Source organism: Kribbella sp. WER1 (assembly GCF_054189145.1).
In genome coordinates this window covers 4,803,997-4,828,181 of record NZ_CM135186.1, presented here as the reverse complement: position 1 = coordinate 4,828,181, position 24,185 = coordinate 4,803,997, and the positions used below count along the sequence as shown (strand labels likewise).

Below are 24,185 nucleotides of genomic sequence, written 5' to 3'. Positions count from 1 at the left end.
TTCCGGTGAACGACGGGTGATGCTTCTCCCACTATGTCTGTGGAAATCAGGAACGCGACCGCCGAGGACTGGCCGGCCATCTGGCCGTTCTTCCACGAGATCGTCACCGCGCGGGAAACCTACACCTACGACCCGGACCTCACCGAGGAGCAGGCGCGGGCGCTGTGGATGTCGCCGTCCAGCTCACCGTTGGCGCGGACCACGGTCGCGGTCGATGCCGACGGCACCGTTCTCGGCAGCGCGAACATGTACCCGAACCGCCCCGGCCCCGGCGCGCACGTCGCCAGCGCGAGCTTCATGGTGGACGGGACGGCCCGCGGCCGCGGCGTCGGCCGGGCGCTCTGCGAGGACATGATCGCGTGGGCCGGTCAGGCCGGGTTCCGCTCGATCCAGTTCAACGCGGTCGTGGAGACCAACGAACCCGCCGTCCACCTCTGGCAGTCCCTCGGCTTCCGCATCGCCGGCACCGTCCCCGAAACCTTCGACCACCCCAAACTCGGGTACGTCGGTTTGCACGTCATGTACCGTCCATTGCCATGAATCGCGCCCGCCGGATGTGGAAGACGCTCGAGCCGTTTCATGCGATCACGTACTTCGCGCCGGAGACGCGGCAGGCGACGAACGCGCTCGGGCTCAAGGGCGGGTGGATGAGCTACTTCGGCTGCCGCGCCGCTCCGCTCGGGCCGGTGGGTCCGGAGTTCGTGGCGGCCGTGTTCTACAACTTCCACCCGGCGATGGTCGCGCGGTCGCTCCCGGACGCGTGGACCTACGCGATGCCGGAACAACTGCTCGCGGCCCGGCTGACGGCTGTGGACACCGCCGTACGACGGCTGTTCCCGGAGGCGGCGTTCGACCGGGCGGCGGAGCTGGCGCGGCAGGCGGCCGAGGTGGCGCCGATCGCGGGGCGGCCGCTGGCGGCGGCGAATGCATCGTTGGAATGGCCAACGGAGCCGGCGTTGGCGCTCTGGCAGGCGACCACGATCCTGCGGGAGTCGCGCGGTGACGGGCATGTCGCGGCGCTGGTCGCGGCCGGGCTCAGTCCGTGCCAGGCGCTGGTGACGATCTCCGCGGCCGGTGGGCCGGACAAGGAGGTCTTCCAGCTGAACCGCCGGTGGAGCGACGACGAGTGGGCGGAGGCGTCCGAGGACCTTCGGGTGCGCGGCCTGCTGGACGCGTCCGGAGCGCTCACGCCGGCGGGGCGGGCGCTGCGGGAGCAGGTGGAGGACACGACGGACGCCCTGGCCGATCAGGGGTGGCGCGCGCTCGGGGACGAGTCGACCGCCGAGTTGCACGACCTGGTGCACCCGTTGAGCGCCGTACTGATGGCCGACGGGCTGATCCCCGCCGACAACCCGATGGCTATGCGCTGGGACTGACCCGGTCGGCGAGTGCCCGCAGCGATCGCGCGAGCTCCTCGCCGGTCGGCGCACTCGCCGGGTCGAACATGCTCTGCGCCACGACGCCGAGCAGCATCGCCTGCAGCAGTCCCCCGGCCTCCTCGGGCGCGCCGAACATCTCGGCCAGCCCCTCGCGGGCCTCCCCCTGCATCTTCACCAGGTCCGCGACCAGCTCAGGCATGGTTTCCCCCAGGCTGAGCACCTCGAACTGCGCGGCCCACAACGCCCGCATCCGAGGCTCCCGCAGGCCCTCGACGATCCCCTCCCAGGTCTGCACGAAGCGATCCTGAGGCCGGGCCCCCTCGCGAGCCCGCCCGGTCGCTGCGACCTCCGTCGCCCACTCGTCGATCAGGAGCGCGCGGAGAGCCTCGTTCAGCAGCCTGTCCTTCGAGCCGAAGTGGTAGCCGATCGCGGCCAGGCTCACCCCGGCGGCGGTCGCGATGTCGCGCGCCGTCGTCCGGCTGTACCCCTTCTCCAGCAGGCACGTCTTGGCACCCTCGACCAACGCCTCGCGGTTTCCCATGTCCCAAACTCTAGCACGCTTGTCTTGCACAAATGTCTAAGACCATCGTACAGTCATCGCATGACAACAGTTCTGATCTCAGGAGCAAGCGTGGCCGGCCCGGCGCTGGCCTACTGGCTGCAGCAGTACGGGTACGAGCCGACGGTGGTCGAGCGCGCCCCGGCCCCGCGCCCCGGCGGGTACGCAGTCGACTTCCGCGGCGCGTCGATGACCGTGCTCGACCGGATGGGCATCCTGCCCGCGGTCCGGGAACGCGCCACCCGGATGGGCGCGATGACGTACGTCGACGAGTCCGGCAAGGTCACCGCGACCACCTCCGCCGAGGCGTTCAGCGGCGAGCTCGAGATCCTCCGCGGCGACCTGGTCGAGATCCTTTACGACCTGACCCGGAACACCACGGAGTACCTCTTCGACGACTCGATCACCGCGCTCACCCAGGACGACGACGGCGTCGAGGTGGTGTTCGCGAGCGGTACGACGCGTCGCTTCGACCTCGTGGTCGGCGCGGACGGGCTGCACTCGAACGTCCGGCGGCTCGCGTTCGGGCCGGAGTCGTCGTACGTCCAGGATCTCGGGTACTACGCGTCGGTCTGCACCGTCGAGAACCACCTCGGGCTCGACCACACCGGGCGGATCCTGAACGTCCCCGGGAAGACCGTCGGCACGTACAGCGCTCGCGAGAACACCGAGGCGAAGGCGCTGTTCTACTTCGCGTCCTCGGATCTCACCTACGACAGGCGGGACGCCGCTGCGCAGAAGGCGATCGTCGAGGAACAGTTCAGGGACCTGGGCTGGGAGGTGCCGACGCTGCTCGACGGCCTGCGGACGGCGCCGGACTTCTACTTCGACTCGATCAGCCAGGTCAAGCTCGACAGCTACTCCCGCGGCCGCGTCGCGCTCTGCGGCGACGCCGGGTACTGCGCCTCGCCGCTGTCCGGGATGGGGACGAGTCTCGCGATCGTCGGCGCCTACGTACTGGCCGGCGAGCTGCACGCGGCCGGTGGCGATCACGCCCGGGCGTTCTCGGCGTACGACGACCGGATGCGAGGGTTCGTCGAGGCGTGTCAGCGGCAGGCGGTGGACGGGGCGCGCTGGTTCATCCCGGCGACGAAGTGGTTCACCCGGGTCCGGAACCTGTCCTACCGGCTGATGCCGTACCTGCCGTGGAAGAACGTGATCCGGGACATGTCGCTCAAGGTCGGGAACGCGATCGACCTGCCGACGTACGAAGGCCGGCTTCCGCGGCCCGCCGTACCGCGGCCGTGAGCGCGTCGAGGATGCCGGACTCGAGCTTCCAGTGCTGCCAGTACAGCGGTACGTCGATGTGCTTGCCCGGGGCAACGTTGACCATCCGGCCGGCGGCCAGCTCGGGACCGGCCAGCTGGTCCTCGATCATCCCCCAGCCGAGCCCGATCCGGACCGCCTCGTGGAACGGCGCCGACGCCGGGATCGCGTGCGCCGGCGGATCCAGCTTCCGCCGCGTCACCTTGCGGAGCAGCCGGTGCTGCAGGACGTCCTTCTCGTTGAAGATCACCATCGGCGCCTCGGCCAATGCCTCGGGCAACGGTTTGCCGGCCAGCCAGCGTTCGGCGTACTCCGGGGTGGCGAGCGGGAGGTACCGCATCTTCCCGAGCGGTACGACGCGGCAGCCCTGCACCGGACGCGGATCCGCGGTGACCGCGGCGAGGACCGTACCGTTGCGCAGGTACTCGGCCGAATGCTCCTCGTCCTCCTGATGCACCAGGAACCGGGCGTCGTGGGTCCGGGACAGGTCGAGCATCGCGGGCAGGAACCAGTTGTTCAGCGAGTCCGCGTTCACCGCGATCGGGATCCGCTGCGCGTCGACCGTCCCGCGGACGGCGGCGATCGCCTCGACCTCGAGCAGCGCGACCTGCCGCGCCAGCCGGAGCAAGGCCTCCCCCGCGGCCGTCGCGCGGGCCGGCTTCCCGCGCATCACCACCACCTGCCCGAGCCGGCTCTCCAACGCCTTGATCCGTTGACTGACCGCCGACGGCGTCACGCTGAGCCGCCGCGCGGCCGCGTCGAAACTGCCCTCGTCGAGCACCGCCACGAACGTCTCGAGCTGCACCGAGTCGAATTGCATGATGAAGCAATCCTAATGGTGCTTCAGAATCTTTAGCTGGTTTGAAGGGACGCCGATGCCTACGGTCGAACCATGCCCTACTTCGCCGGCCTCGCCACGTCGCTGACCCTGATCGTGGCGATCGGCGCCCAGAACGCGTTCGTCCTCCGCCAGGGCCTGCGCCGCGAGCACGTCCTACCGGTCGTCCTGACCTGCGCCCTCTCCGACGCCCTGCTGATCTCCGGCGGCATCCTCGGCCTCGGCGCCCTCCTCACCCGCAGCCAACTCGCCCTCGACATCGCGAAGTTCGGCGGCGCCGCCTTCCTCTACACGTACGCCTTCCTGGCCGCCAAACGCGCCTTCCACCCCGGCGCCATCACTCTTACCGACCACGCCCCCACCGCCCTCCGCAGCGTCGTACTGGCCTGCCTCGGCTTCACATACCTCAACCCGCACGTCTACCTCGACACCGTCGTCCTCCTCGGCTCCCTCGCCAACCAACGAGGCACCAACGGCCGCTGGCTCTACGGCCTCGGCGCCGTCACCGCCAGCTTCCTCTGGTTCTTCGCCCTCGGCTTCTTCTCCCGCAAACTAACCCCCTTCTTCACCCGCCCCCGAGCCTGGCAACTCCTCGACACCGCCATAGCCCTCCTCATGACCACCCTCGCCACCTGGATGCTCCTCAGCTGATACTCGACAACTGTGGACGTGACTGTGCTGTGTGATGCGGTGGCGGTGTTTCCGGAGGCTGTCGAGGTGGCTTTGCCTGGGGTGGGGGAGGAGGGGTGGTTGCTGCATTTCCACAGTTATCTGGTGGTGGGGGATGCGGGGGTGGTGCTGGTGGATGCGGGGGTTGGGCCGGCGGGTGGGGAGGCTGCCGAGTGGTTGGGGGTTTCGGGGCGGTTGCCGGGGTTGTTGCGGCGGGTGGGGGTGGGGGTTGGAGACGTCGACGCGGTGGTGTTGACGCATGTGCATCTGGATCATGTGGGGTGGGCGTCGGACGGCGTGCGGCCGGTGTTTCCGCGGGCGGAGTATGTCGTGCAGCGGGACGAGTTGGCACATGTGCGGGGCGGGGCGACGTACGAGCAGCGGATTCGGCCGATCGAGGAGGCCGGGCAGTTGCGGGTGGTGGACGGGGTGGGTGAGGTGTTCGGGGCGCGGTTGTTGCCGACGCCGGGGCATACACCGGGGCATCAGTCGGTGGTGACGGAGCGGGCGATTCTCGGTGGGGACGTGTTCGTGCATGCGGCGCAGGTACGGCGGCCCGAGCTGACGTACGTGTACGAGCGGGATCCGGCGCGGGCGATCACGTCACGGCGGGAGGTGCTGGCGTTGGCGGCCGCGACGGGGGTTCCGATCGCGGCCGCGCATCCGCCGGCGGCGTTGGCGTCGACGGGTGAGCCGGTCGGCTCCGCGCCCAACGCCGACGATGTCTGCCCGCCGTACGAGCTCTAGCGGTAGCCGGTGGTGTCGGCGGGTTTGCCCGCGTGTTCGACCTCGACCATGTAGCGCCAGGCGTCGGGGCGGCTGCCGTCCAGGTCGGTGAAGTCGTACAGCCGGGCCAGTTCGCCGCTCGACGTGGACTTGCCGTTCCATCGGCGTACGTCGGGATCGGCCGCCAGCGCCGCCACCGCGCGGCCGACGTACGACGGGCTCTCCGAGATCGCGAAGTGCGGGACCTGCTCGGTCGCGTCCCGCCAGTTGTCCTCACGGACGCCGAACCCGTCGAGCATCGCCTCCGAGCGCAACCACCCGGGCGTCAGCAGCACCGCGGTCGCGTCGTACTTGTCCAGCTCGTGCGCCAGCGCGAACGCCATCCGCGCGACCGCGCCCTTCGCGAGGTCGTAGAAGAACGACACCCGGTAGTTCTCCGCGTTGTACTCCGCCGTGCCGTCGGTCATCTCGATGACGAGCCCGCCGGGAGACTTGATCAGCAACGGCAACGCGTAGTGCGCGGTGATCGCGTGTGTGTTGACGCCCAGCTCCAGCAGCCGCAGCCCGCCGGCGAGGTCGCTCTCCCACACGGTCTTGTCCCACTCGGGCTCGCCGTGCTGGCCCCAGATGTCGTTCACCAGAAGGTGCAGCGCGCCCTGTTCGCGCTCGATCCGCTCGACCAGCGCCTGCACCTGCGCGGGATCCAGATGATCCACCGGTATGGCGATCCCGCGCCCGCCGGCCTTGTCGACGAGCTCCGCCGTCTCCTCGATCGTCTCCGGGCGGTCCATCTCCGACCGCCGCGCCCGGGTACTGCGACCGGTCACGTACACGGTCGCGCCGGCCGCCCCGAGCTCGACCGCGATCCCGCGCCCGGCCGCCCGGGTCGCCCCGGCGACCAGCGCCACCTTCCCCGCCAACGGCTGCATCCGTCCTCCTTATCCATACGTTGTACGATTATGTACCATACGACGTATGGTTAACGTCGGCAAGCGCTCCGGACGGCCGCGGGCGGGGGAGGAGCGGCTGAGCCGGACGGCGATCCTGACCGCGGCGCTGCGGATCGTCGACGACGAGGGCATCGACGCGCTGACCATGCGCCGGCTCGCGGCGACCCTCGGCGTCAACCCGATGTCGCTGTACCACCACCTGCCGAACAAGGCCGCCGTACTGGCCGGCCTCGCGGAGCTGGTCTTCGCCGAACTGGAACTGCCGGACCCGGGACCCGCAGTGCCCTGGGACGAGCAACTGAAGGACGCGGCCCGGGCATACCGGAACGGCCTGCGCGCGCATCCGAATCTCGCGCTCCAGGTGCTCTCCGACACCTCCGCTGTCTCGAGCGTCGTGGTGGTGACGATGGAGCCGTTCTACCGCGCGCTCGACCGGGCCGGCCTCGCGCCGCGGCAGATCTTCGAGGCCGCGAACACGCTGGTCGACTTCGTCCACGGCTTCACGCTCGGCGAGGCGTCCGTCCAGGCCGACACCTTCGAGCTCGCCCCGGACCTGCTCGCGCGGGTACGCGACCTGCCTCCGTCGAAGGCGCCGACGCTGACCCGGATCGTCGCCGAGCTCGGACCCGAGGGCCTCGCCTACGACTTCGACAGCGGCTTCGAGGCGGGACTCTCCACCTTCGTCGCCGGCCTCGCGCGGTAACGCGAGATCGCGACCCCGACCAGGCAGAGCACGCCACCGCCGTACGCGAGCGGCGCCGGGCTCTCACCGAGCAGCAGCCACCCGAGGGAGATCGTCAGCGGTGGCACCAGGTACGTCGTGGCGCCCATCCGGCCCGCGGTCGTCCGAGCCAACGCGTACGCCCAGGTGGTGAACGCGATCGCAGTCGGGAACGCCCCGAGGAACACCACCCACCACACCGTCGACGGCCCGATCTCCCGCACCAACGCGGGCCCGAACGGCAGGCACGCGATCGCTCCGATCACGCACGACAACCACGTGACCTCCAGCGCGGGCAGCCGAGCCAGCAATGGCTTCTGCGACACCACCCCGATCGCGTACGCCGCCGCAGCCACCAGGCACAGCACCACGCCCCGCGTCTCGGCACTCCCGTGCGACGACGACACCCCGATCAACACCACCCCGCCGAACGCGACCAGGCTCCCGATCACCAACCGCCGCGGGAATCCCTCGCGCAGGAGCAGCCCCGCCAGCAGCGCGATGAGCAGCGGGCCGATGTTCACGAGCATCGCCGTCGTCCCCGCGTCGAGGTGCCGCTCGGCCGCGTTCAGCGCCACGTTGTAGACCCCGAACCACAGCAACCCGCAGGCCAGCAGCAACTTCCAGTCCGCCCGCGCAGGCCACCGCCGCGGCCGGGCGAACACGAACACCCCGAGCACCACACTGCCGACGAGCAACCGCCCGAGCGACAGGGCCCCCGCCGAGAGGTCCGCCCGGACATGCCGGATCGCGACGAACGCCGACGCCCACAGCACCACGGTCACCACGGCGGCCCCGGCCGCGAGTACACCCTGTTTCCTCATATTCGGACAACGTTTTCGCCGCTCATGCTGTGAGGCTAGGGGTCGATTGCTTCGGCGCCGGCCGAACTGCGCGGCCCCGGCAGCGTGAGCGGTACGACGAACGCGGTCAGCAGCACGGGCACTGTCAGCGCCGCGATCAGGATCGACATCGGGAACCAGAGCGAGCCGACCGCGAAGCCGCCGTACACCGCGATCGCGGACACCTCGGCGAACAGGCCGGACAGCGAGGTCACGGTCGCCCGGGCCGGGCCGGTGATCGCGTCCTGCAGACGCGCCTCGGAGACCACGATCACCAGTTGCAGGAGGCCGTACCCGATGGCGATCGGCAGGAAGCCCCACGCGGAACGGCCGAGCGCGCCGGCCGCGATCAGCACCGCGGCCGCGGCCAGCCCGACCGTGAACGTTGCTACCGGCAACTTGTACGCCGGTCCCGCGAGCGCGCCGCCGATCGCCTGCGCGGCCACGGTGCCCGCGATCAGCAACGGGATCACGCCGTCCGCCGCGCCAACCTCGCGCCCGAACAGTGGGAAGTACTCGTCGAACGCCAGGAATCCGCCCAGCAACGCGACCAGCAGCACCGCGCGTCGTACGACGTCACCGGTCAGCACCTCGGACACACCTGTGCGAAGCATCCGGAAGTAGTTCGTGAACGCGGTCTGCGTCGTTTCGTGGCCGGCGTCGACCGCGCGGGCTTCGGGCAACGACCAGGCGACCGCGGCCTCGACGAGGCAGCTCAGCACGCTGACCACTCCGGCGAGGACGTACCCGCCGAGTTCGAACAACGGTGAAGCGAGAAGAGTCGCGGCCAGGTTCGCCACGAAGGCGGCGGATCGGGCGCGGCCCAGCAGGGTCGGGTAGAAGTCGGCGCGGCCCTGCGCGGTGAGCTCGTCGTACACGAACGCTTCGTACGTACCGGAGATCAGCGCGGACGACGCACCCCACAGCACGAAGCCGGCCGCGAATCCCGCGAACGACGGCAGCGTGATCCAGACGGCGTACCCGAGTCCGCTGATCAGCGCACCGAGGATCATCAGCTTGCGGCGCGAGTACGAGTCCGCCCAGGCTCCGGACGGGACCTCGAGCACGAATCCGGTCGCGGACCAGATCACGAACAGCAGCGAGATCTGGGCAGGCGACAGCCCGTGGTCCTTGAAGAGCAGCTGATACAGGGGATACAGCGGGATGAAGTCGTGCAGCGCGGTGACCGCGACGATCCGGGCCGACAGCGCTCGCTCGGAACGTCAACGATGGGGAGGACTCATGTCCTCGACGATACCGGTAAATGGCGCGCGCCGTCCGGGAAATATCCGTCAGAGTAGGGCGATGGGAGACGTCAGCGAACGGTTCTGGGCGAAGCTGCCGGACGGCAGCCGGGACGCCCTCGTGAACGGGTTGAGCCAGTCCGAGCTGCAGTCCGTGCTGCTCGACGTGATGCGGGAACGGGCCACCGCGGTGAAGCCGGCCCGCCTGCTGCAACGCTGGAAGCAGGACCGGTTCGTCTGGCCGTCGACGGTCGATCCGCGTCGGCTGGTGCGGACCCACCAGCGGCTGTGGGAGTTGCTGCCGGAGAAGTTCGCCGGCGTCCAGCTGTCGCCGCTCGCGCCGCTCGGGACGTGTTCCGCGGTCGCCCCGATCAACCAGCACCAGATCGTCAGCACGATCCGCGGGACCGAGGTGGCCAGCGACCCGACGAACGAGCTGGCGATCGAGGCCGCCGTACGCCGACGCGCCGGGCAGGAGCGGGTTCACCTGGCCACCTGTCAGCGGGTGGTCCGCGCACAACCGTTCGACACGCCGGGGTTCGCCGCGCACTTCGAGCTGTTCGTCCTGGTGTCGAGCGCGCGGGACACCGGATCGTCCCGGACCGAGGCCGAGCTGCTGATCGACCACCTGACCTTCTGGCACGCCGTACTGGGTGAGAAGGCCGAGCTGCGTTTCACCGCGTTCAAGGAGTCCGGGCTGCGGGACCGGATCGACGACACGGTCCGCCCGGCGCTCGGCGTGCCATTGACGGAGGACACCGAGCGGACGAAGAGCGCGAACTACTACGCCGGCACCGCACTCGGGATCGGCGTCGCCGGCAACGAGATCGGCGACGGCGGGTTCACCACCTGGACCGCCGACCTGCTCGGCGACGCGAAGGAACGCTGCCTGACATCGTGCGTGTCGACCGAGTTCCTGACCGCTATCGAAGCTTGAGCAACCCGGCGTCGGTCGGCCGGAACCCGGACGCGTCCAGGTAGAACGCGGTCAGATGGGGCTCGAAGTCGACATGTAGCCACTCGCAGCCAGCAGCACGCGCCTCCGCGGCCGCGGTCAGGACCAGCTGCTTCCCGATCCCGCGTCGACCGTGATCCGGATGTACGGCGGTGTCCAGCAGGAACGCATGCGCACCGCCGTCCCAGCACACCTGCACGAACCCGACCAGCTCATCGTTGCTAAAGGCACCGACCCACGTCAGTGCCCAACGCTCCAGCCGCTCCGCCCACGGCTGGACGTCGGGCTCACCTTCGAAAGCAGCCGCGTGCAGGGCGGACAGCTCGCGATCGTCCACCTCGAACCGTACGACGTACCTCACAGCATCCCCACCGCCGCTTCCAGCCGCGCGATCCATCCGCCGGCCGAGCCGTCCGGAAGGTCAGCCATGGTCAGATAGCCCTGGACCGCAACGGACGGCAGTACTGCGGTCAGCCCGTCGGCTTGTCCGTAGGCGGCGAGGGCTGCCGGCCAGTCGGCGGGGTCCACGGACGAGACCATGAACCAGGCCAGGTCGAGGACGCCGGGTGCTGCCGATACGTCTTCCCAGTCCAGGAAGGCGACCTCGCCGGCGGGCGACGTCCGCAGGTTCTGCGCGGAGGCGTCGCCGTGGACGAGAGTCAGCGCACCCACCGTCGCCACGGCACGCTCGGCCTGGACGACCTTCCCGACGAGGCGTTCGCCGAACTCACGGACCGGCGCGCTGAGGTCCCGTCGGGTGGCGAGGGCCGGCCAGGTGCGGTCGTACAAGTCCGCCACGAGGTCGTCACCCGCACCGACCGGTCGCAGCCACGGCCAACGCTCGGGGGCCTGCCCGGTCCAGCGGTCGTGGAGGCCGTGCAGTGCCCGCGCTCCGGCGGCCGGGTCGGCGCCCGGCGTCCACGCGGACAGGTCCTCGAGGACGAGCAGCGTGCCGTCCGGACCGGACTCCGCCTGGTAGCACTCGGGTACACGGACGCCGACGTACGGCGCGATCTCGCGGTAGAAGCGCACCTCGGACTCGAATATGTTCAGGACAGCCGGGATCGAGCCCGGGACCGCGGGTGGCCGACGTTTTGTGTGAGTCACGCAGTCTTTCTACGCGACCAGCGTGTACGCCGTCGGGATCGACGAGTAGGCGCGGGGGCCGAACGGGATCCGCTGGGTGCGGTCCTCGACGCGGATCGCGGCGGTCTGGAGGTGGATCGGCAGCGTCGAGCGGACCGCTGTGGTCAGGTCGAACTGCACCTCGGTCAGCAGGTCGGTGAGCTCGAGCTCGAGGGCCCGGCAGATCGCCGCAAGGATCTCCGAGGACGGCTCCTTGCGCCCGCGCTCGATCTCGGACAGGTACGGCACCGACACCTGGGCCAGCTCGGCGAGCTCACGCAGGGTGATGCCCCGCTCGCGCCGAAGTCGGCGGAAAACGTTTCCGATCACCTGGCGTAGCAACACGACTGGCCCTCCTCGCCTCCGGATCTCCTGTACCGAGTGTGCCATCCGGCGCAGGCCGGCCGGACCGGATCTGCCCTGAGCAGACTTTCTGCTCTCCGCAGAATCAGCCTTCGAGCGCGTTCCGGAGGTCCTCGGTGAGGTCTTCCGGGTCCTCCAGACCGAGGCTCAGGCGGAGCAATCCGTCGCCCGGCTTCGCCTCGGCCGCGACCAGGCGGTGGGTGAGCGCGGCCGGGTGCTGGATCAACGTGTCGACACCGCCGAGCGAAACCGCATGCGTGATCAGCCGCAGCCGCGCAGCCACCCGGGACGCGGCCTCGAAGCCGCCGGTCAGGCTGAAGGCGAGGACGGCGCCGGGGCCGGACTGCTGGCGACCGATCAGGCCCTGCGGGTCGCTCAAGCCCGGGTAGTACACCCGCTCGACGGACGGCTGCGCGGACAGCCAGTCCGCCACCTTGATCGCGGTCGCCTGCTGCGCCCGGACCCGCACCGGCAGCGTCTGCAGCCCCCGATGCAGTTCGTACGCCGCCAGCGGGTGCAGCAGGCCACCGGTCACCGCGCGGATCTGCCGGAGCCGGCCGACCCACTCCTGGCCGGCTGCGACGACGCCACCCATCACGTCGCCGTGCCCGCCCAGGTACTTGGTTGCCGAGTGCAACACCAGGCTCGCGCCGTGCAGCGCCGGCTGCTGCAGGACCGGCGTCGCGAAGGTGTTGTCGACCAGCAGCGGTACGTCGCCGGCCGCGGTCGCGACGTACCGGAGGTCGACGAGGTCGACGGTCGGGTTGGCCGGCGTCTCGACGATCACCAGGCCGGTGTCCCGGCGGATCGCGGCGGCGACCTCGTCGGGTTGTGCATAGCTGACGGTTGTCCCCAGGAGGCCTGTGGACAACAGGTGGTCGGTGCCGCCGTACAGCGGGCGGACGGCGACCACGTGCGGGCGGCCCGCGGCGACGGTGGCGAGCAGGCAGGCGGTCAGCGCGGCCATGCCGGAGCCGAAGGCGACCGCGCCGTCGGTGTGCTCGAGTTCGGCGAGCGCGTCCTCGAACCGGGCGACGTTCGGGTTCCACAGGCGCTGGTAGACGAGGCTCCCGCCGTCCGGGCCGCGGCCATGGGTGAGTTCGTCGTACGACGCGCCGCCGGTGTCGACGCCGGGCAGCGGATAGGTCGTGGAGAGGTCGATCGGCGGGACGTGGACGCCGCGCGCGATCAGGTCGTCGCGGCCCGCGTGTACCGCTCGGGTGTCCAGCATGGGCTTCCTCCTCAGCCTGTGGATAACTGAGGCGACTGTGGAATCTTCTGCGATTTGAGCGCAAGAGTTCCGAAGAAAATTCGTCCACAGGCTTGTGCACACGCTGTGGATTCTGTGGATGGCCCTACAGTAGATGGCATGCCGAAGGATCGTCGGAGCCCTGGACCGGCTCCGCGGCCGGCCCCGGACGGGCTGGACGAGGTGGACCGGCAGCTGGTCCAGCTGCTCACGGCCGACGGTCGGATGCCGAACAACGCGCTCGCCGAGGCGGTCGGTATCGCGCCGTCGACCTGCCTGACCCGGGTCCGCTCGTTACGCGAACGCGGGGTGATTCGCGGCGTCCACGCCGACGTGGACCTGGCCGCGCTCGGGCAGCCGCTGCAGGCGCTGATCGCGATCCGGATCGGTGCGCACTCCCGGGGCGAGATCGACCGGTTCCGCACCAAGGTTCCCCGGCTGCCCGGGGTGCTCTCGCTGTTCCATGTCAGCGGAGCCAACGACTACTTGCTGCACGTGTCGGCAGCTACTCCCGACTCGCTGCGGGAGTTCGTGCTCGACCACCTGACCGCCGATCCGGCGGTCAGCCATGCCGAGACGAGCCTGATCTTCGAGCACGTCCGCGGCGCACACGTTTGATGCCTCTGGTGGGTAGGCGTCTGAGATGCTGGGCTTACGTCCGGGATCCAGGGCGCAAACCCAGCATCTCGGACGTATACCCACTAAAGGCGGAGGCCGGCGGCCGGAGCTCGGCGTCAGCGGGGCTTGAGGCCCCAAGCTTCCGCGAGGAGCTGGAACGAGGTACGGCGTTCGGCCGGGTTGTGGATGTTCGTGGTGATGATGAGTTCGTCGGCGCCGGCCGCGTTCGCCTTCTGGCGGAGTTCGGTCGCCACCTGGTCCGGCGTACCGACGGTGACCAGGCCGGTCCAGTCCTCGATCGCGGCCTCCTCGGCGTCGCTCCATGGGTACTCGGCGGCTTCCTCCGGGGACGGGAGCGGGCCGGGGCGGCCGGAGCGCAGTCGGAGGGTGGAGAGCGCGTTCGCGCGGGCGAGCTGGGCGGCGCGCTCCTCGGTCTCGGCGACGATCGCGGCCAGCGCGAGGATCGCGTGCGGGGCGCCGTCGTGCTCGAAACGCTGGAAGTTCGTCTGGTACGCCGAGATCACGCCGGCCGGGTCGAGCGTCCCGAAGTGCCCGGCGTACGCGAACCCGGTGCCGAGCGCGGCGGCCGCCTGACCGCCGTACGTGCTGGAACCGAGGATCCAGATCGGCGGCAACGGTACGTCGGACGGCTGCGCGGTGATCGGCTCGAACGGGTGGCCGGCGGGGAAGCCGTCGACGTACGCGCGGAGCTCGGCGTACTGCTCGGTGAAGTCGTCGGCGCCGAGCGCCTCCCGGCTACGGCGCAGCGCGAGCGCGGTGCGCTGGTCGGTGCCGGGGGCGCGGCCGAGGCCGAGGTCGATGCGGTCCGGGTAGAGCCCGCCGAGCACGCGGAAGGTTTCGGCGACCTTGAGCGGGGAGTGGTTCGGGAGCATGATGCCGCCGGAGCCGACCCGGATCGTCGAGGTGGCGGCGGCGACGGCCGCGATCATCACCTCGGGGGTGGAACTCGCCACGCTCGGGATGTTGTGGTGCTCGGCGAGCCAGAACCGGTGATATCCGGCGGCTTCCGCGGTGCGGGCGAGTTCGAGGGTCTCGTGCAATGCCTCCGACGGTCGGGTGCCCGACGGCACCGGCGAGAGGTCGAGCACGGACAGGGGCATCGCTTCGGCGCTCACGGATTAGCCTCAACGCGCGTTAGTCGGTGGGTATTCCGGATCTCCAGCCCATCACAATCAGCCGAACGCACTCCGCCTGAGCGTGGAGCGGCCGGACGGCGGCGATTGTGATGGCCTGGCGGTCCGGTCAGGCGGGGTAAGGGGTTGGTTCGGGCGTCGCGGAGGGTGCGGGACCACCAGGCCAGTTGGGTGAGGAGGGTGGCGGCGGCGGTGGAGGTGGTGGGGTCGACGGGTTCGCCGTTCGTGAAGTCCTCTTCGCGAAAGCCGAGGGTGTCGCGGATCGTCACGGCGTGCAGTTCACCGAAGACCAGGCGAAGCTGCTCGGCGGCGCGGAGTCCGCCGGAGCGGCCGCCGTACACGACGAAGCCGACCGGCTTCGCGTACCAGGGCCGGCGGACCGCGTCGATCGCCGCCTTCACGTCCGCGGGGTAGGCGTGGTTGTACTCGGCCGTGACGATCATCACCGCGTCCGCGTCCTCGATCCGCGCCGGCAGCGTCTCGAGCGGCGTCCCGCTGAGGTCGATCAGGTCGAGCTTGAACTCGTCCGACCGCTCGACCTCGCGCACGAACCACCGGGTCACTCCGGTGCCGAACCGCCCCGGCTCCACGGTGCGCGTCAGCACGGCGAGCCGGAGCGGATGAACTATCACGTCGAAGGACGTTAATACCTCAACATGACTTGAGGTCAAGCCGTCTCACCTACGGACCGACCGGCGGGTACGGCGGCTCCACCAGCGGCGGCGGATTCGGCACCAGCCGCAGGCCGGCAGTTGCGAGCCCGGCTGCGACCAGCGACAGCCCGACGATCGACCACAGCAGTTGCCCGGACAGCCCAGCGCCGGTCAGCACCAGCAACCCGCCGCAGCAGACAGCCGCAGCGAGCGCGACGCCGAACCCCGCCCGGTTGCCCGAAGCGAGAACGATCAGCGCGACCAGCGCCAGCAGCACGACACCCGCGGCGGGAAGGCTCGTGAAGATCAAGATGTAGCCGTGCGGATCGCACACCTCACTACCGCACGGTGCCGAGTTGACCTTCACAGGCTGGATGATCGCTGCCGCCGCGGTCACCGGCATCGCGACGCCGTTCACCCACCAGAGCCAGCGCTTCACTCCAGGGGTGCGGCCGGTGGGGTGGTGGTGTGGAGATCAGTTTGGGCGGCGTTCATGAGGGGGGTTTGGTCGCCTAGGACGCCGACGGTTTGCCAGGCGGTGGTGACGGCGGTGAGTTGGGTGGAGGCGTCGCCGAAGAGGGTGCGGGCGGTGGTTTGAGTGGCTTCGGCGAAGTCCTTGAAGGTTGCCGACGACGTGAGCTTGCCGCCGGTCAGGGTGCCGTACCAGATCTTCCCGGCGTCGTCGTATGCGTTCCCGCCGATCCCTGTCGCGACCAGGTAGAACGCGTGGTTCGGAATGCCGGAGTTGATGTGTACGCCGCCGTTGTCGTCCTGCGTGTCGACGTACCCGGACATGTCGGCGGGCTGCGGGTCCTTGCCGAGCCGCGGATCGTCGTACGCCGTCCCCGGGGCCTTCATCGACCGCAGGGCAACACCCTGTACGCCGGGCAGGAACAGCCCCGCCCCGATCAGCCAGTCGGCGTCCGCCGCGCTCTGGTGGTTCGCGTACTGCTTGGCCAACGACCCGAACACGTCCGAGATGCTCTCGTTCAGCGCGCCGGACTGTCCCTGGTAGTCGAGGTTCGCGGTGTACTGCGTGACGCCGTGGGTCAGCTCGTGCCCGGTGACGTCGACCGACGACGTGAAGTTGCCGAAGACCACCCCATCCCCGTCGCCGAACACCATCTGCGAGCCGTCCCAGAACGCGTTCGCGTACCCGCGGTCGTAGTGCACCGTCGAGGTCAGCACGAGCCCGTTGCCGTCGATCGAGTCCCGCCCGAAGCACTCCTTGTACAGCGTCCAGGTCGCGCCGGTGCCGTCGTACGCCTGGTTGACCGGCTGGTCCTGCACGGGGCCCTGGCCTTCGGAGCGGACCAGTGTGCCGGGCAGGTCGGTGCCGTTCTGCGCGTCGTACACCTTGCGCTGCCGGCCGCCCTCCGCGGCCGCGGTTTCGCGGTTCGCCGCCGGCCGGGTTCGCAGTACGGCGTCGTGCTGCAACGACTGCCGGATCCGGGCACGGACGCTGGGGTCACCCGCGGACCGCTCGAGTTGCTCGAGCAGATACGGCGGGACGATGGAGTGGAACACCACTACAGGAAAACCCGGCACCGAGATAAACTCAAGGATTTGTGGCTGCGTCGGAGCGAATTCCGGAAATGCAGGCCGAAATCAACGCGCGCATTTTAACACAAGGGATAGCGAATTGCCGAACCCGGTAGACGCCGAACAGGACAACCTGGTCAGGTTCTACGCTGCGCTCGACACCGAGCGGCAGCGGACGGATGCGCGGGCCGACGACGAGCAGCTGGTGCACACCCGCAACGCCCAGGCCCTGCACCAGCGGGACGGCCGGATCCGCGAGATCAAGCTCCGTCAGGCCCGGCTGAACGCCGCCGAGGAGGGGCTGTACTTCGGCCGCCTGGACTCCGCCGACGGCGAGGTGCTGCACCTCGGCCGGATCGGGCTGCACGACGACGACTACGAACCGCTGCTCGTCGACTGGCGCGCCCCGGCCGCGCGGCCGTTCTACATCGCGACCGCGGTGGCGAACCACGGCGTCGTCCGCCGCCGGCACGTGCAGACCCGGTTGCGCCGGGTGATCGACGTCCAGGACGAGCAGCTGGATCTTGGCCGGGAGGCCGCCGACCCGTCCAAGCCGGGGACCGGCGTGATCGGCGAAGCCGTGCTGATGAAGGCGCTGGAGGCCCGGCGGACCGGCCGGATGGAGTCGATCGTGCAGACGATCCAGGCCGACCAGGACCGGATCATCCGCTCCGAACTGCCCGGAATCCTGGTCGTCCAAGGCGGTCCGGGGACCGGGAAGACCGCGATCGCGCTGCACCGCGCGGCATTTCTGCTGTACACGTACCGCGAGCAGCTGGAAAAGCGCGGAATTCTCGTCGTCGGGCCGAATGCGGCGTTCCTGCGCTTCATCGGCCAGGTGTTGCCGTCGCTCGGTGAGGACGGCGTCCGGCTGGTCACGATCGCCGAACTGTTCCCGGGAATCACCGCGACCCGGCCGGAGTCGCCGGAAAGCGCCGAGGTGAAGGGCCGGACGGTGATGGCCGAGGTGATCGCGCAGGCGGTCGCCGACCGGCAGTGGGTCCCGGACGGCCCGGTGCACGTGACCGTGGAGCGGACCGAGCTGACCCTCGACCCGGAGATCGTTGGCGCCACCCACACCCGGGTGCGGAACCGCAACCTCACCCACAACCAGGCCCGCCCGTTCGTGCTGAACGAGATCACCGACCACCTGACGAACCAGTACGCCGAGCTGATCGGCACGGACCCGCTCGACGGCGAGCAACTGCTGGACGAGTACGACCTGGCCGAGCTGCGCAATGAGGTGCTCGCCGAGCCCGCAGTCCAGGCCCTGCTCGAACGGCTCTGGCCGCTGCTCAGCCCGCAGCGACTGCTGGAGGACCTGTACGGCGACGAGGACCTGCTGGCGTCGGCGGCGCCGCAGTTGTCCGCGCTGGACCGCGAGCACCTCCTGCGGTACGGCGCCGACTGGAGCCCGGGCGACGTACCGCTGCTGGACGAGGCCGCGGAGTTGCTCGGCGACGACGGGAGCGAGGCGGCGCGCGAGCGAGCGGCGCGGGCCCGGGCGGTCGCCTACGCGCAGGGGGCTCTCGACGTACTCTCGGGGTCGGGGTCGACGGACTTCGACGAGGACGACGAGGCGGAGATCCTGACCGCGAAGGACATCCTGGACGCGGAGGCGTTCGCCGAGCGGTACGAGGCGGACGACGACCGGACGCTGGCCGATCGCGCGGCCGCGGACCGGCGCTGGACGTACGGGCACGTGATCGCCGACGAGGCGCAGGAGCTGTCCCCGATGACGTGGCGGGCGATCGCGCGGCGGTGCCCGCTGCGGTCGATGACGGTGGTCGGCGACGTCGCACAGACCAGTTCGGTCGGCGGCGGTACGTCGTGGTCGAGCGCTCTCGGCGAGACGTTCGGCGACCGTTGGCGGCTGGCTGAGCTGACGTTGAACTACCGCACCCCGGCCGAGGCGATGGAGCTCGCGAACGCGGTCCTGCGGGAGGTCGACCCGTCCGCGAAGGCGCCGGTGTCGGTCCGGTCGACGGGCGTGCCGCCGTGGCACCTCGACGTCCCGGCGGCCGAGCAGGCCTTGTACGTCTACAAGATGGCGGCCGAGGAGACGGCGTACGGCGAGGTCGGCGTGATCACGTCCCGCAGCCGGCTCGAGCTGATCCAGGAGGCGGTCGCCGGGCTCAGCGGTGTCACCGTGCTCACCGCCCGCGAGGCGAAAGGCCTCGAGTTCGACTCGGTGCTGGTCGTCGACCCGGACGGGATCGTGATCGAGTCGCCCCGCGGCCTGCGGGACCTGTACGTCGCGCTCACCCGCTGCACGCAGCGCCTCGGCGTCGTCGGCGAACTTCCCGAGGTACTACGGGAGTCAGACGTCCTCTGAGTCCTTGCCCTTCCGCCCGAACAGGCGGGCGAAGTTCACGTCGAAACCCCAGCCGAGCGCCTTCGGCGTGAACAGCCGCGGGTCGTCGGGATTCCACCACCGGGACTTGAGCCGCTCCCCGGTCAGGGGGCGCCAGTCGTAGGGGACACCAAGGAACTTGCCGGTCTTACCGCCCATACCTGCGACAGTAGCTCGTTCAGTGGTCCGCGCAGCACTTCTGCTGGTGTTGAAGTTCGAACGGGATCAGTACGTCGCCGGCGGCCGGCTGGACCTGGAGGACCAGCCGGCCGTCGCGACGGACCGGGCGGAGGAAGTCGAGGGTGTCGATCAAGGTGCCGTCCTCGACCGGCACGCCGCCGATGCCCTCCAGGTGATCGATGCCGCAGCGGGTCCGCAGCTCGGCCGCGGGCAGTACGCCGTGCGCCTGCTCGTGACCGGGCCAGCGGACCACGCGTCCCGACGTACCGAGCGCCGCCTCGACCGCGGCGACGTACGCGCCGCGGACCAGTCGGCTCGGACCGGCCAGCTCCGGCTCGGACGCGCCGGGCCGGGTGACCGCCAGCCCGACGTTGCGGTCGGCAACCATCGCGCGGACCGGGTCGGCCAGGTCCGCGGTGCTGGTCAGCGAGACCGCGACGTGCGGCCGGTCATTGCCCGCCACCATGTGGGTGAGGGCGAGGACCGGCTGCTCGAGGCCGTCGAGCACCTCGTACAGCAGGTGGTCGGCGGCCGCCGTGTCCGAGCTGTCGGCATCGATCGCGATGATCACAACGGTGTGTCCTTTACTTGGGGAGCACCCAGATCGGGTTGGTGTAGAACCACAGGTCGACCCATGGGTCGGCGTCGCCGACCACGTCCAGCTTCGGCCCGGCCGGGTCCACCGCCGCGCCGTGGTACCCGGGCTGGCTGCGGTTCCCGTCGGTGCCCCGGACCCGGACGTAGTGCGCCTCCTCGGCGCGGCCGAGCGGGTAGACCAGTTCGAAGGTGCCGCGCTTGCCCGAGGTGTCCCACTGCTTGACGACCTTGGTGTTCGGCGCGGTCATCGTGTCCTTGTCGGAGACCGGTCCGGTGACCGAGCCCTGGATCACGTCGACCCGGTTCAGCGCCGGGACGAAGTTCGACCAGTTCGGCATCGTCTGCGTGGTGATCCGGACGACCAGCTCGATCGCGCGGCCCTTCTTCACCAGCAGCGCGCCGCCGAGCGGTTCGCCGTACTTCTTGCCGACCTCGCGGACCTCGACCTCGACGCCCTTGACGAGCCCGCCGTGGTCGACCCAGACGCGGCCGTTGCGGAGACCTTCCATGACCGCGAGGTAGTCGCGGCGGTCGGCGCCGACGTGCGTCCGGCTGTAGTAGCCGGGCCAGAAGTCACCGGCCGTGGTGTTGACGGCATTGCCGTAGACCGGGTCCATGTAGCGGCCGTCGCGGTCGAACTGCGCCTGGCTGGAACCGTCGGGACGGCGGGACGTCTCGTTCCAGTTCACGTGCGAGTCGGAGTTCGCGGAGATCCACCACGGCTTGCCCTCGGCGAGCAGGCTGTCCCAGAGCCCGCCGACGGTCGCGGTCATCCAGTCGAAGCCGCCCCAGGTGCGGTAGCTCTCGGCCGGGTAGCCGGGGAACGAGTTCGCGTTCGGCGAGTTCCCGTAGTACCCGCGGGCGCTGCCGCCGCCGAGCGGGGTCGGCAGGCCGGCCGCCTGGTGACCGGGCGCGCCCTCGAAGCCGACGGCGATCCGCGGGTCGGCGTCGCGCCAGTTGCGGATCTCGTGCGGGCTGTCGATGCCGTTGCGGGCCGGGTGGTTGGCGAGGAACAGCGCGTCTGCGACCCGGCGCTTGTCGACCTGCTGGCCGAGCCACTGGATACCGGACACCGCGAGTGCCTCGTTGGCGGGCGAGTTCGAGCTCGCGTTCTTGACGCTGCCGTCGTAGCTGTTCTCGAACTGCTTCAGTACGTCGACCTCACGGTTGCCCGGCGCAACGAAGACCGTGCCGTGCTCGGCGGCCGGGATGTTCCACTCCAGGCCCTGGAAGATCAGCGTGTCGCGGAGCTCCGAACGGGCCGCCTTGATCTGCGGGTTGACCAGGTCGACGCCGATCCGCGCGTGCGTCGCGCCGCCGTGGTCGGTGATCACCAGCCAGTCCAGGCCGTACGCCGCGGCGTGCCGGGCCTGGTCGATGACGCGGTACATGCCGTCCGAGCTGAGCTGGGTGTGGATGTGGTGATCGCCGGCCAGCCAGACCCTGGGGCGGTTGCCCGACTGGAAGACCCATCCGTCCTTCGGCGCGGCCGCGGCCGCGAACTGCGCACCGGTCACCGCGAGGGCCGCCGTACCGCCGAGGATGCCGGCCGAACGCAGCAGCCCGCGGCGGGTCACCTCGGTGGGGGACAGGTCGCTGTCCGGCACGGAGGTGTCCAGCGCGGCGAGGGTCGCCTGGTCCAGCTCGGTGTTCGGGTGGTGGTGGTCGTGCCCATGGCTGTGGCCGTGGCTGTGGCCGTGGCTGTGGCCGTGCTCGTGGTCATGGCTGTGCGGGTGACTGTGCGGGTGGTCGTGCGAGTGCCCCATCAACTGTCCTCTCGTGGCGGAAACGGCGGGATCATCGCCGTTTTCCATGACCACGAGATGTGCGCGACATGAACCGTTCCCCGCTCCTGCGACCGGGTCGCGGAAGCTCAGCGGGCGCGGCGCTCCCGGAGCATTCCGATCGACTTCTCGATCCGCCGGTCACGGGTCGCGTCGGTCTTCGCCGACGTCACCTGCAGTACGTGCCACTGCCGATTGCTGTAGCTCAACGTGTCCCAGAACGCCTTCGCGTCCGGGTCGCCCGCGAGCGCCGCGGCCAGCGGTTCGGGTACGTCGAGCTCGCGCGGCGCGGTGTCCAGCTCGACCTCGACGTCGAGCACCTCACCAGGCGCGACGCCGGCCTCGGTCCGTCGTTCCGCGCTGACGCCGAGCAGGTACCGCCCGCCCATCCGCGCGATCGACGTACGGAAAGTGAAGCCGTTGACGGTGGCGCTGACCTTCGGGCGGCCGCCGCCACCGAGTCCCTCGACGGCCTCGTCCGGGACCTCGAAGCCGGCCGTGTTCTTGCCGGTGGACAGGAGCTCAGCAGTGAACCTCATCGCTCCATGATGCGAGTTCGGCAGGTCATGTCGAGGGTGCCACGGCGGCTCCGACGTACCGTCGTCAGGCGAGAGAAGGAGTGGGCGTGATTCTGAACAGCATGTTGCTCGGGAGTACGGACGCCGCGCGGTTGAAGGCGTGGTACCGGGACGGGTTCCGGGCGGAGGTGGACGGCTACGGGAACCTGGACCTCGGCGGGTTCGGGCTGGTCGTCGAGCAGCGCGACGACGTGGCGGCGACGAACGCGGAGCCGGGCCGGCACATCGTGAACTTCGCGGTCGACGACATCCAGGAGGCAGCCGCGCACCTGCGGACGCTGGACGTCGAATGGCTGGTGCACCCGGAGGACCGCGGGATCGGCTGGTTCGCGACCGTGATCGACCCGGACGGGAATTACGTGCAGCTGATCCAGATGAAACCGGAGTACTACGCGCAGAAGTGAAAAACATTCGCACCGGACCTGGGGGATCCGGTGCGAATGGGGTTTTGCTGGTTGATCAGGCGCATTTCACAGGGGAGAAAATGGGCGGCAGGCGAGGGGCAGAACGCCCACGCTCACCTGCCGCCCGACACCGGTCCTTCAGTGGTCGAGGTGAGGCGCTCGACCTGGCGTCGTTCCGGGTGGGTTGTCTGGTGAGATACGGAACGCGAAAGGTACCGGGGATTCTTTCTCAGCGGGGCGCTACGTCCCACATGCGCTCGCCGGGCAGGGGGTCGGGGAGCTTGTCGATCATCGGCATCGGGTCATTCGTGACCCGGAGACCGGCGAATCGGCGGCTCATGGCGTCTGCATACCGCTCGGCCAACGCCGGCTCGGCGTTGTAGTCGGCGATGACGTGCTCACCGAACCAGACACGCACGCGTCGGCGCTGAACGGTCTGAGTGGCGGTGGCGGTTGTCACGGGTCCTCCTGGCTGTTACTTCGAGGGGTGGTCGGCCTGGAAAACGCGGGCGAGCGCGGTGCCGGTGCGCCGTGTTGTGTTCACCGTCACGTCACTTCCAACGGAGGACGGAGAGCCGAGGTCACGCCCGATTCCGGAAATTCTGGACAATCCGCAAAACTCTTCCGGACCCATTGTTTCGCGCATCTGTTCGATTACTGGAACGGCCCGCGGACCGATACCCCGCCGTCCAGCACGATCTGCTGGCCGGTGATGTACGACGCCGCGTCGGAGGCGAGGTAAGCGACCGCCTGGGCCGCCTCCTCGGCGCGCCCGAAACGCCCGACCGGGATCTCCTCGACGACCTCGTCGGCGACGTTCGCGTTCGCGACCGCGGTGGCGATCGCGCCGGCCGCGGCGACGTTCATCCGGATGCCGTCGCGGGCGTACTCCGCGGCGACCGTCCGCGCCAGGCTGAGGATGCCGGCCTTCATCACGCCGTACGCCGCCTGCTCGGGCGCGGCCATGAAGCCCGTCACCGATCCGACCGAGACGATGACGCCGCCGGTGCCCTGGGCGAGGAAGACCCGGAGCGCGGAACGGACCGCGCGGGCGACGTACCGGAGGTTGACCTCGTAGATCGTGTCCCAGTCCGCGTCGGCCATCTCGTGCAGCTTCACCGCCGGGACGAACGCGACCTGTCCGCCGACCACGGTGACCAGTACGTCGAGCCCGCCGAGCTGCCGGACCGCGCCCGCGACCATCGCCTCGATGTCGTCCGCCGACCGGACGTCGCCGGAGACCGGGTACGCCGTCCCGCCGGCCGCGCGGACCGCGTCCGCCGCCTCGGCGGCGCGGGCCGGGTCGAGGTCCGCGACCACCACCGCGGCGCCCTCCCGGCCGAACAGGTCCGTCGTCGCGCGGCCGATGCCGCCGCCACCGCCGCCGATCACCAGGGTTCGCTTACCGCTGAGCTGCATGGGCGGAGAATATGACG

The 24,185-nt window shown here is 70.0% G+C and carries 29 protein-coding genes; 10 read left to right on the top strand and 19 right to left on the bottom strand.

Annotated features, from left to right (window positions below; all coding sequences use genetic code 11):
• The first annotated feature begins 39 nt into the window (after positions 1-39).
• Together ACXJJ3_RS23395 and ACXJJ3_RS23390 are read left to right on the top strand one after the other, a co-directional pair.
• A complete protein-coding gene (locus tag ACXJJ3_RS23395) occupies positions 40-540 on the top strand; it encodes an N-acetyltransferase family protein (protein ID WP_458163966.1) in 501 nt (166 codons plus the stop codon).
• Positions 537-1,376, top strand: coding sequence for an SCO6745 family protein (locus ACXJJ3_RS23390; protein WP_458163965.1), 840 nt, complete (start codon positions 537-539; stop codon positions 1,374-1,376). The genes ACXJJ3_RS23395 and ACXJJ3_RS23390 overlap by 4 nt, the downstream gene beginning before the upstream one ends.
• Here the strand turns inward: ACXJJ3_RS23390 and ACXJJ3_RS23385 are convergent.
• Positions 1,360-1,920: a TetR/AcrR family transcriptional regulator gene (locus tag ACXJJ3_RS23385; RefSeq protein WP_458163964.1), complete on the bottom strand. Its 561-nt coding sequence runs from the start codon at positions 1,918-1,920 to the stop codon at positions 1,360-1,362. The two genes, ACXJJ3_RS23390 and ACXJJ3_RS23385, sit on opposite strands and share 17 nt — an antisense overlap.
• A 60-nt stretch (positions 1,921-1,980) precedes the next feature.
• Between ACXJJ3_RS23385 and ACXJJ3_RS23380 the strand changes: the two genes are divergently transcribed.
• Complete coding sequence (locus ACXJJ3_RS23380; protein WP_458163963.1) at positions 1,981-3,186, top strand: FAD-dependent monooxygenase; 1,206 nt, start codon at positions 1,981-1,983, stop codon at positions 3,184-3,186.
• On the opposite strand, the gene ACXJJ3_RS23375 is transcribed toward ACXJJ3_RS23380, so the two are convergent.
• Positions 3,113-4,024 carry a LysR family transcriptional regulator ArgP gene (locus ACXJJ3_RS23375; RefSeq protein ID WP_458163962.1) on the bottom strand — a complete coding sequence of 304 codons (912 nt, stop codon included), beginning with the start codon at positions 4,022-4,024 and terminating at the stop codon, positions 3,113-3,115. The two genes, ACXJJ3_RS23380 and ACXJJ3_RS23375, sit on opposite strands and share 74 nt — an antisense overlap.
• 72 nt (positions 4,025-4,096) lie before the next feature.
• Here ACXJJ3_RS23375 and ACXJJ3_RS23370 point away from each other — a divergent pair, with 72 nt between their 5' ends.
• Together ACXJJ3_RS23370 and ACXJJ3_RS23365 are read left to right on the top strand one after the other, a co-directional pair.
• A complete protein-coding gene (locus ACXJJ3_RS23370) occupies positions 4,097-4,693 on the top strand; it encodes a LysE/ArgO family amino acid transporter (protein WP_458163961.1) in 597 nt (198 codons plus the stop codon).
• A 12-nt stretch (positions 4,694-4,705) separates the two neighbouring features.
• Positions 4,706-5,458, top strand: a complete 753-nt coding sequence (locus tag ACXJJ3_RS23365) for an MBL fold metallo-hydrolase (RefSeq protein WP_458163960.1) — start codon at positions 4,706-4,708, stop codon at positions 5,456-5,458.
• Here the strand turns inward: ACXJJ3_RS23365 and ACXJJ3_RS23360 are convergent.
• Positions 5,455-6,366 carry an SDR family oxidoreductase gene (locus ACXJJ3_RS23360; protein WP_458163959.1) on the bottom strand — a complete coding sequence of 304 codons (912 nt, stop codon included), beginning with the start codon at positions 6,364-6,366 and terminating at the stop codon, positions 5,455-5,457. The two genes, ACXJJ3_RS23365 and ACXJJ3_RS23360, sit on opposite strands and share 4 nt — an antisense overlap.
• A gap of 46 nt (positions 6,367-6,412) precedes the next feature.
• On the opposite strand from ACXJJ3_RS23360, the gene ACXJJ3_RS23355 reads away from it, so the two are divergent.
• Entirely contained in the window at positions 6,413-7,090 is a 678-nt protein-coding gene (locus ACXJJ3_RS23355; protein ID WP_458163958.1) for a TetR/AcrR family transcriptional regulator, read from the top strand.
• On the opposite strand, the gene ACXJJ3_RS23350 is transcribed toward ACXJJ3_RS23355, so the two are convergent.
• Complete coding sequence (locus ACXJJ3_RS23350; RefSeq protein WP_458163957.1) at positions 7,027-7,932, bottom strand: DMT family transporter; 906 nt, start codon at positions 7,930-7,932, stop codon at positions 7,027-7,029. The genes ACXJJ3_RS23355 and ACXJJ3_RS23350 overlap by 64 nt on opposite strands.
• 35 nt (positions 7,933-7,967) lie before the next feature.
• The gene (locus tag ACXJJ3_RS23345) at positions 7,968-9,101 is read right to left on the bottom strand and encodes an MFS transporter (RefSeq protein ID WP_458171937.1); all 1,134 of its coding nucleotides are present in this window, start codon (positions 9,099-9,101) and stop codon (positions 7,968-7,970) included.
• A gap of 154 nt (positions 9,102-9,255) precedes the next feature.
• Between ACXJJ3_RS23345 and ACXJJ3_RS23340 the strand changes: the two genes are divergently transcribed.
• Positions 9,256-10,131: a hypothetical protein gene (locus ACXJJ3_RS23340; RefSeq protein WP_458163956.1), complete on the top strand. Its 876-nt coding sequence runs from the start codon at positions 9,256-9,258 to the stop codon at positions 10,129-10,131.
• On the opposite strand, the gene ACXJJ3_RS23335 is transcribed toward ACXJJ3_RS23340, so the two are convergent.
• From ACXJJ3_RS23335 to ACXJJ3_RS23320, 4 genes are all read right to left on the bottom strand, one after another.
• A complete protein-coding gene (locus ACXJJ3_RS23335; protein WP_458163955.1) occupies positions 10,118-10,510 on the bottom strand; it encodes a GNAT family N-acetyltransferase in 393 nt (130 codons plus the stop codon). The genes ACXJJ3_RS23340 and ACXJJ3_RS23335 overlap by 14 nt on opposite strands.
• Entirely contained in the window at positions 10,507-11,181 is a 675-nt protein-coding gene (locus ACXJJ3_RS23330; RefSeq protein ID WP_458163954.1) for a phosphotransferase, read from the bottom strand. Before ACXJJ3_RS23330 ends, ACXJJ3_RS23335 begins: the two co-directional genes overlap by 4 nt.
• Positions 11,182-11,265: 84 nt before the next feature.
• The gene (locus ACXJJ3_RS23325; protein ID WP_458163953.1) at positions 11,266-11,619 is read right to left on the bottom strand and encodes a helix-turn-helix domain-containing protein; all 354 of its coding nucleotides are present in this window, start codon (positions 11,617-11,619) and stop codon (positions 11,266-11,268) included.
• Positions 11,620-11,722: 103 nt separating this feature from the next.
• Positions 11,723-12,868 carry a trans-sulfuration enzyme family protein gene (locus ACXJJ3_RS23320; protein ID WP_458163952.1) on the bottom strand — a complete coding sequence of 382 codons (1,146 nt, stop codon included), beginning with the start codon at positions 12,866-12,868 and terminating at the stop codon, positions 11,723-11,725.
• Between the two features lie 138 nt (positions 12,869-13,006).
• Here ACXJJ3_RS23320 and ACXJJ3_RS23315 point away from each other — a divergent pair, with 138 nt between their 5' ends.
• Entirely contained in the window at positions 13,007-13,504 is a 498-nt protein-coding gene (locus tag ACXJJ3_RS23315) for an Lrp/AsnC family transcriptional regulator (protein ID WP_458163951.1), read from the top strand.
• A 116-nt stretch (positions 13,505-13,620) separates the two neighbouring features.
• Here ACXJJ3_RS23315 and ACXJJ3_RS23310 read toward each other — a convergent pair whose 3' ends face one another.
• The 4 genes from ACXJJ3_RS23310 to ACXJJ3_RS23295 are packed head-to-tail and all read right to left on the bottom strand — an operon-like array spanning position 13,621 to position 16,838.
• The gene (locus ACXJJ3_RS23310; RefSeq protein ID WP_458163950.1) at positions 13,621-14,640 is read right to left on the bottom strand and encodes an LLM class flavin-dependent oxidoreductase; all 1,020 of its coding nucleotides are present in this window, start codon (positions 14,638-14,640) and stop codon (positions 13,621-13,623) included.
• Positions 14,637-15,290, bottom strand: coding sequence for an NADPH-dependent FMN reductase (locus tag ACXJJ3_RS23305; protein ID WP_458163949.1), 654 nt, complete (start codon positions 15,288-15,290; stop codon positions 14,637-14,639). Before ACXJJ3_RS23305 ends, ACXJJ3_RS23310 begins: the two co-directional genes overlap by 4 nt.
• 49 nt (positions 15,291-15,339) lie before the next feature.
• Entirely contained in the window at positions 15,340-15,750 is a 411-nt protein-coding gene (locus ACXJJ3_RS23300; protein WP_458163948.1) for a hypothetical protein, read from the bottom strand.
• Positions 15,747-16,838 carry a M4 family metallopeptidase gene (locus ACXJJ3_RS23295; protein ID WP_458163947.1) on the bottom strand — a complete coding sequence of 364 codons (1,092 nt, stop codon included), beginning with the start codon at positions 16,836-16,838 and terminating at the stop codon, positions 15,747-15,749. Before ACXJJ3_RS23295 ends, ACXJJ3_RS23300 begins: the two co-directional genes overlap by 4 nt.
• Before the next feature lie 115 nt (positions 16,839-16,953).
• Between ACXJJ3_RS23295 and ACXJJ3_RS23290 the strand changes: the two genes are divergently transcribed.
• Complete coding sequence (locus tag ACXJJ3_RS23290) at positions 16,954-19,188, top strand: HelD family protein (RefSeq protein WP_458163946.1); 2,235 nt, start codon at positions 16,954-16,956, stop codon at positions 19,186-19,188.
• Here ACXJJ3_RS23290 and ACXJJ3_RS23285 read toward each other — a convergent pair.
• The 4 genes from ACXJJ3_RS23285 to ACXJJ3_RS23270 form a co-directional block, all read right to left on the bottom strand.
• Positions 19,174-19,365 carry a DUF5808 domain-containing protein gene (locus ACXJJ3_RS23285; protein WP_458163945.1) on the bottom strand — a complete coding sequence of 64 codons (192 nt, stop codon included), beginning with the start codon at positions 19,363-19,365 and terminating at the stop codon, positions 19,174-19,176. The genes ACXJJ3_RS23290 and ACXJJ3_RS23285 overlap by 15 nt on opposite strands.
• 19 nt (positions 19,366-19,384) lie before the next feature.
• Positions 19,385-19,957 (bottom strand): hypothetical protein, encoded by a 573-nt coding sequence (locus ACXJJ3_RS23280; RefSeq protein WP_458163944.1) that lies wholly within the window; start codon positions 19,955-19,957, stop codon positions 19,385-19,387.
• 13 nt (positions 19,958-19,970) lie between these two features.
• On the bottom strand, positions 19,971-21,749 hold the full coding sequence (locus ACXJJ3_RS23275) for a PHP domain-containing protein (protein ID WP_458163943.1): 1,779 nt from the start codon (positions 21,747-21,749) through the stop codon (positions 19,971-19,973).
• A 107-nt stretch (positions 21,750-21,856) separates the two neighbouring features.
• Positions 21,857-22,306 (bottom strand): YdeI/OmpD-associated family protein, encoded by a 450-nt coding sequence (locus ACXJJ3_RS23270; protein ID WP_458163942.1) that lies wholly within the window; start codon positions 22,304-22,306, stop codon positions 21,857-21,859.
• 86 nt (positions 22,307-22,392) lie between these two features.
• Here ACXJJ3_RS23270 and ACXJJ3_RS23265 point away from each other — a divergent pair, with 86 nt between their 5' ends.
• Positions 22,393-22,749 carry a VOC family protein gene (locus tag ACXJJ3_RS23265; protein ID WP_458163941.1) on the top strand — a complete coding sequence of 119 codons (357 nt, stop codon included), beginning with the start codon at positions 22,393-22,395 and terminating at the stop codon, positions 22,747-22,749.
• 229 nt (positions 22,750-22,978) lie between these two features.
• Here ACXJJ3_RS23265 and ACXJJ3_RS23260 read toward each other — a convergent pair whose 3' ends face one another.
• Positions 22,979-23,209 carry a hypothetical protein gene (locus ACXJJ3_RS23260; RefSeq protein WP_141856379.1) on the bottom strand — a complete coding sequence of 77 codons (231 nt, stop codon included), beginning with the start codon at positions 23,207-23,209 and terminating at the stop codon, positions 22,979-22,981.
• 194 nt (positions 23,210-23,403) lie between these two features.
• Positions 23,404-24,168, bottom strand: a complete 765-nt coding sequence (locus ACXJJ3_RS23255) for an SDR family NAD(P)-dependent oxidoreductase (protein ID WP_458163940.1) — start codon at positions 24,166-24,168, stop codon at positions 23,404-23,406.
• Positions 24,169-24,185: the final 17 nt, after the last annotated feature.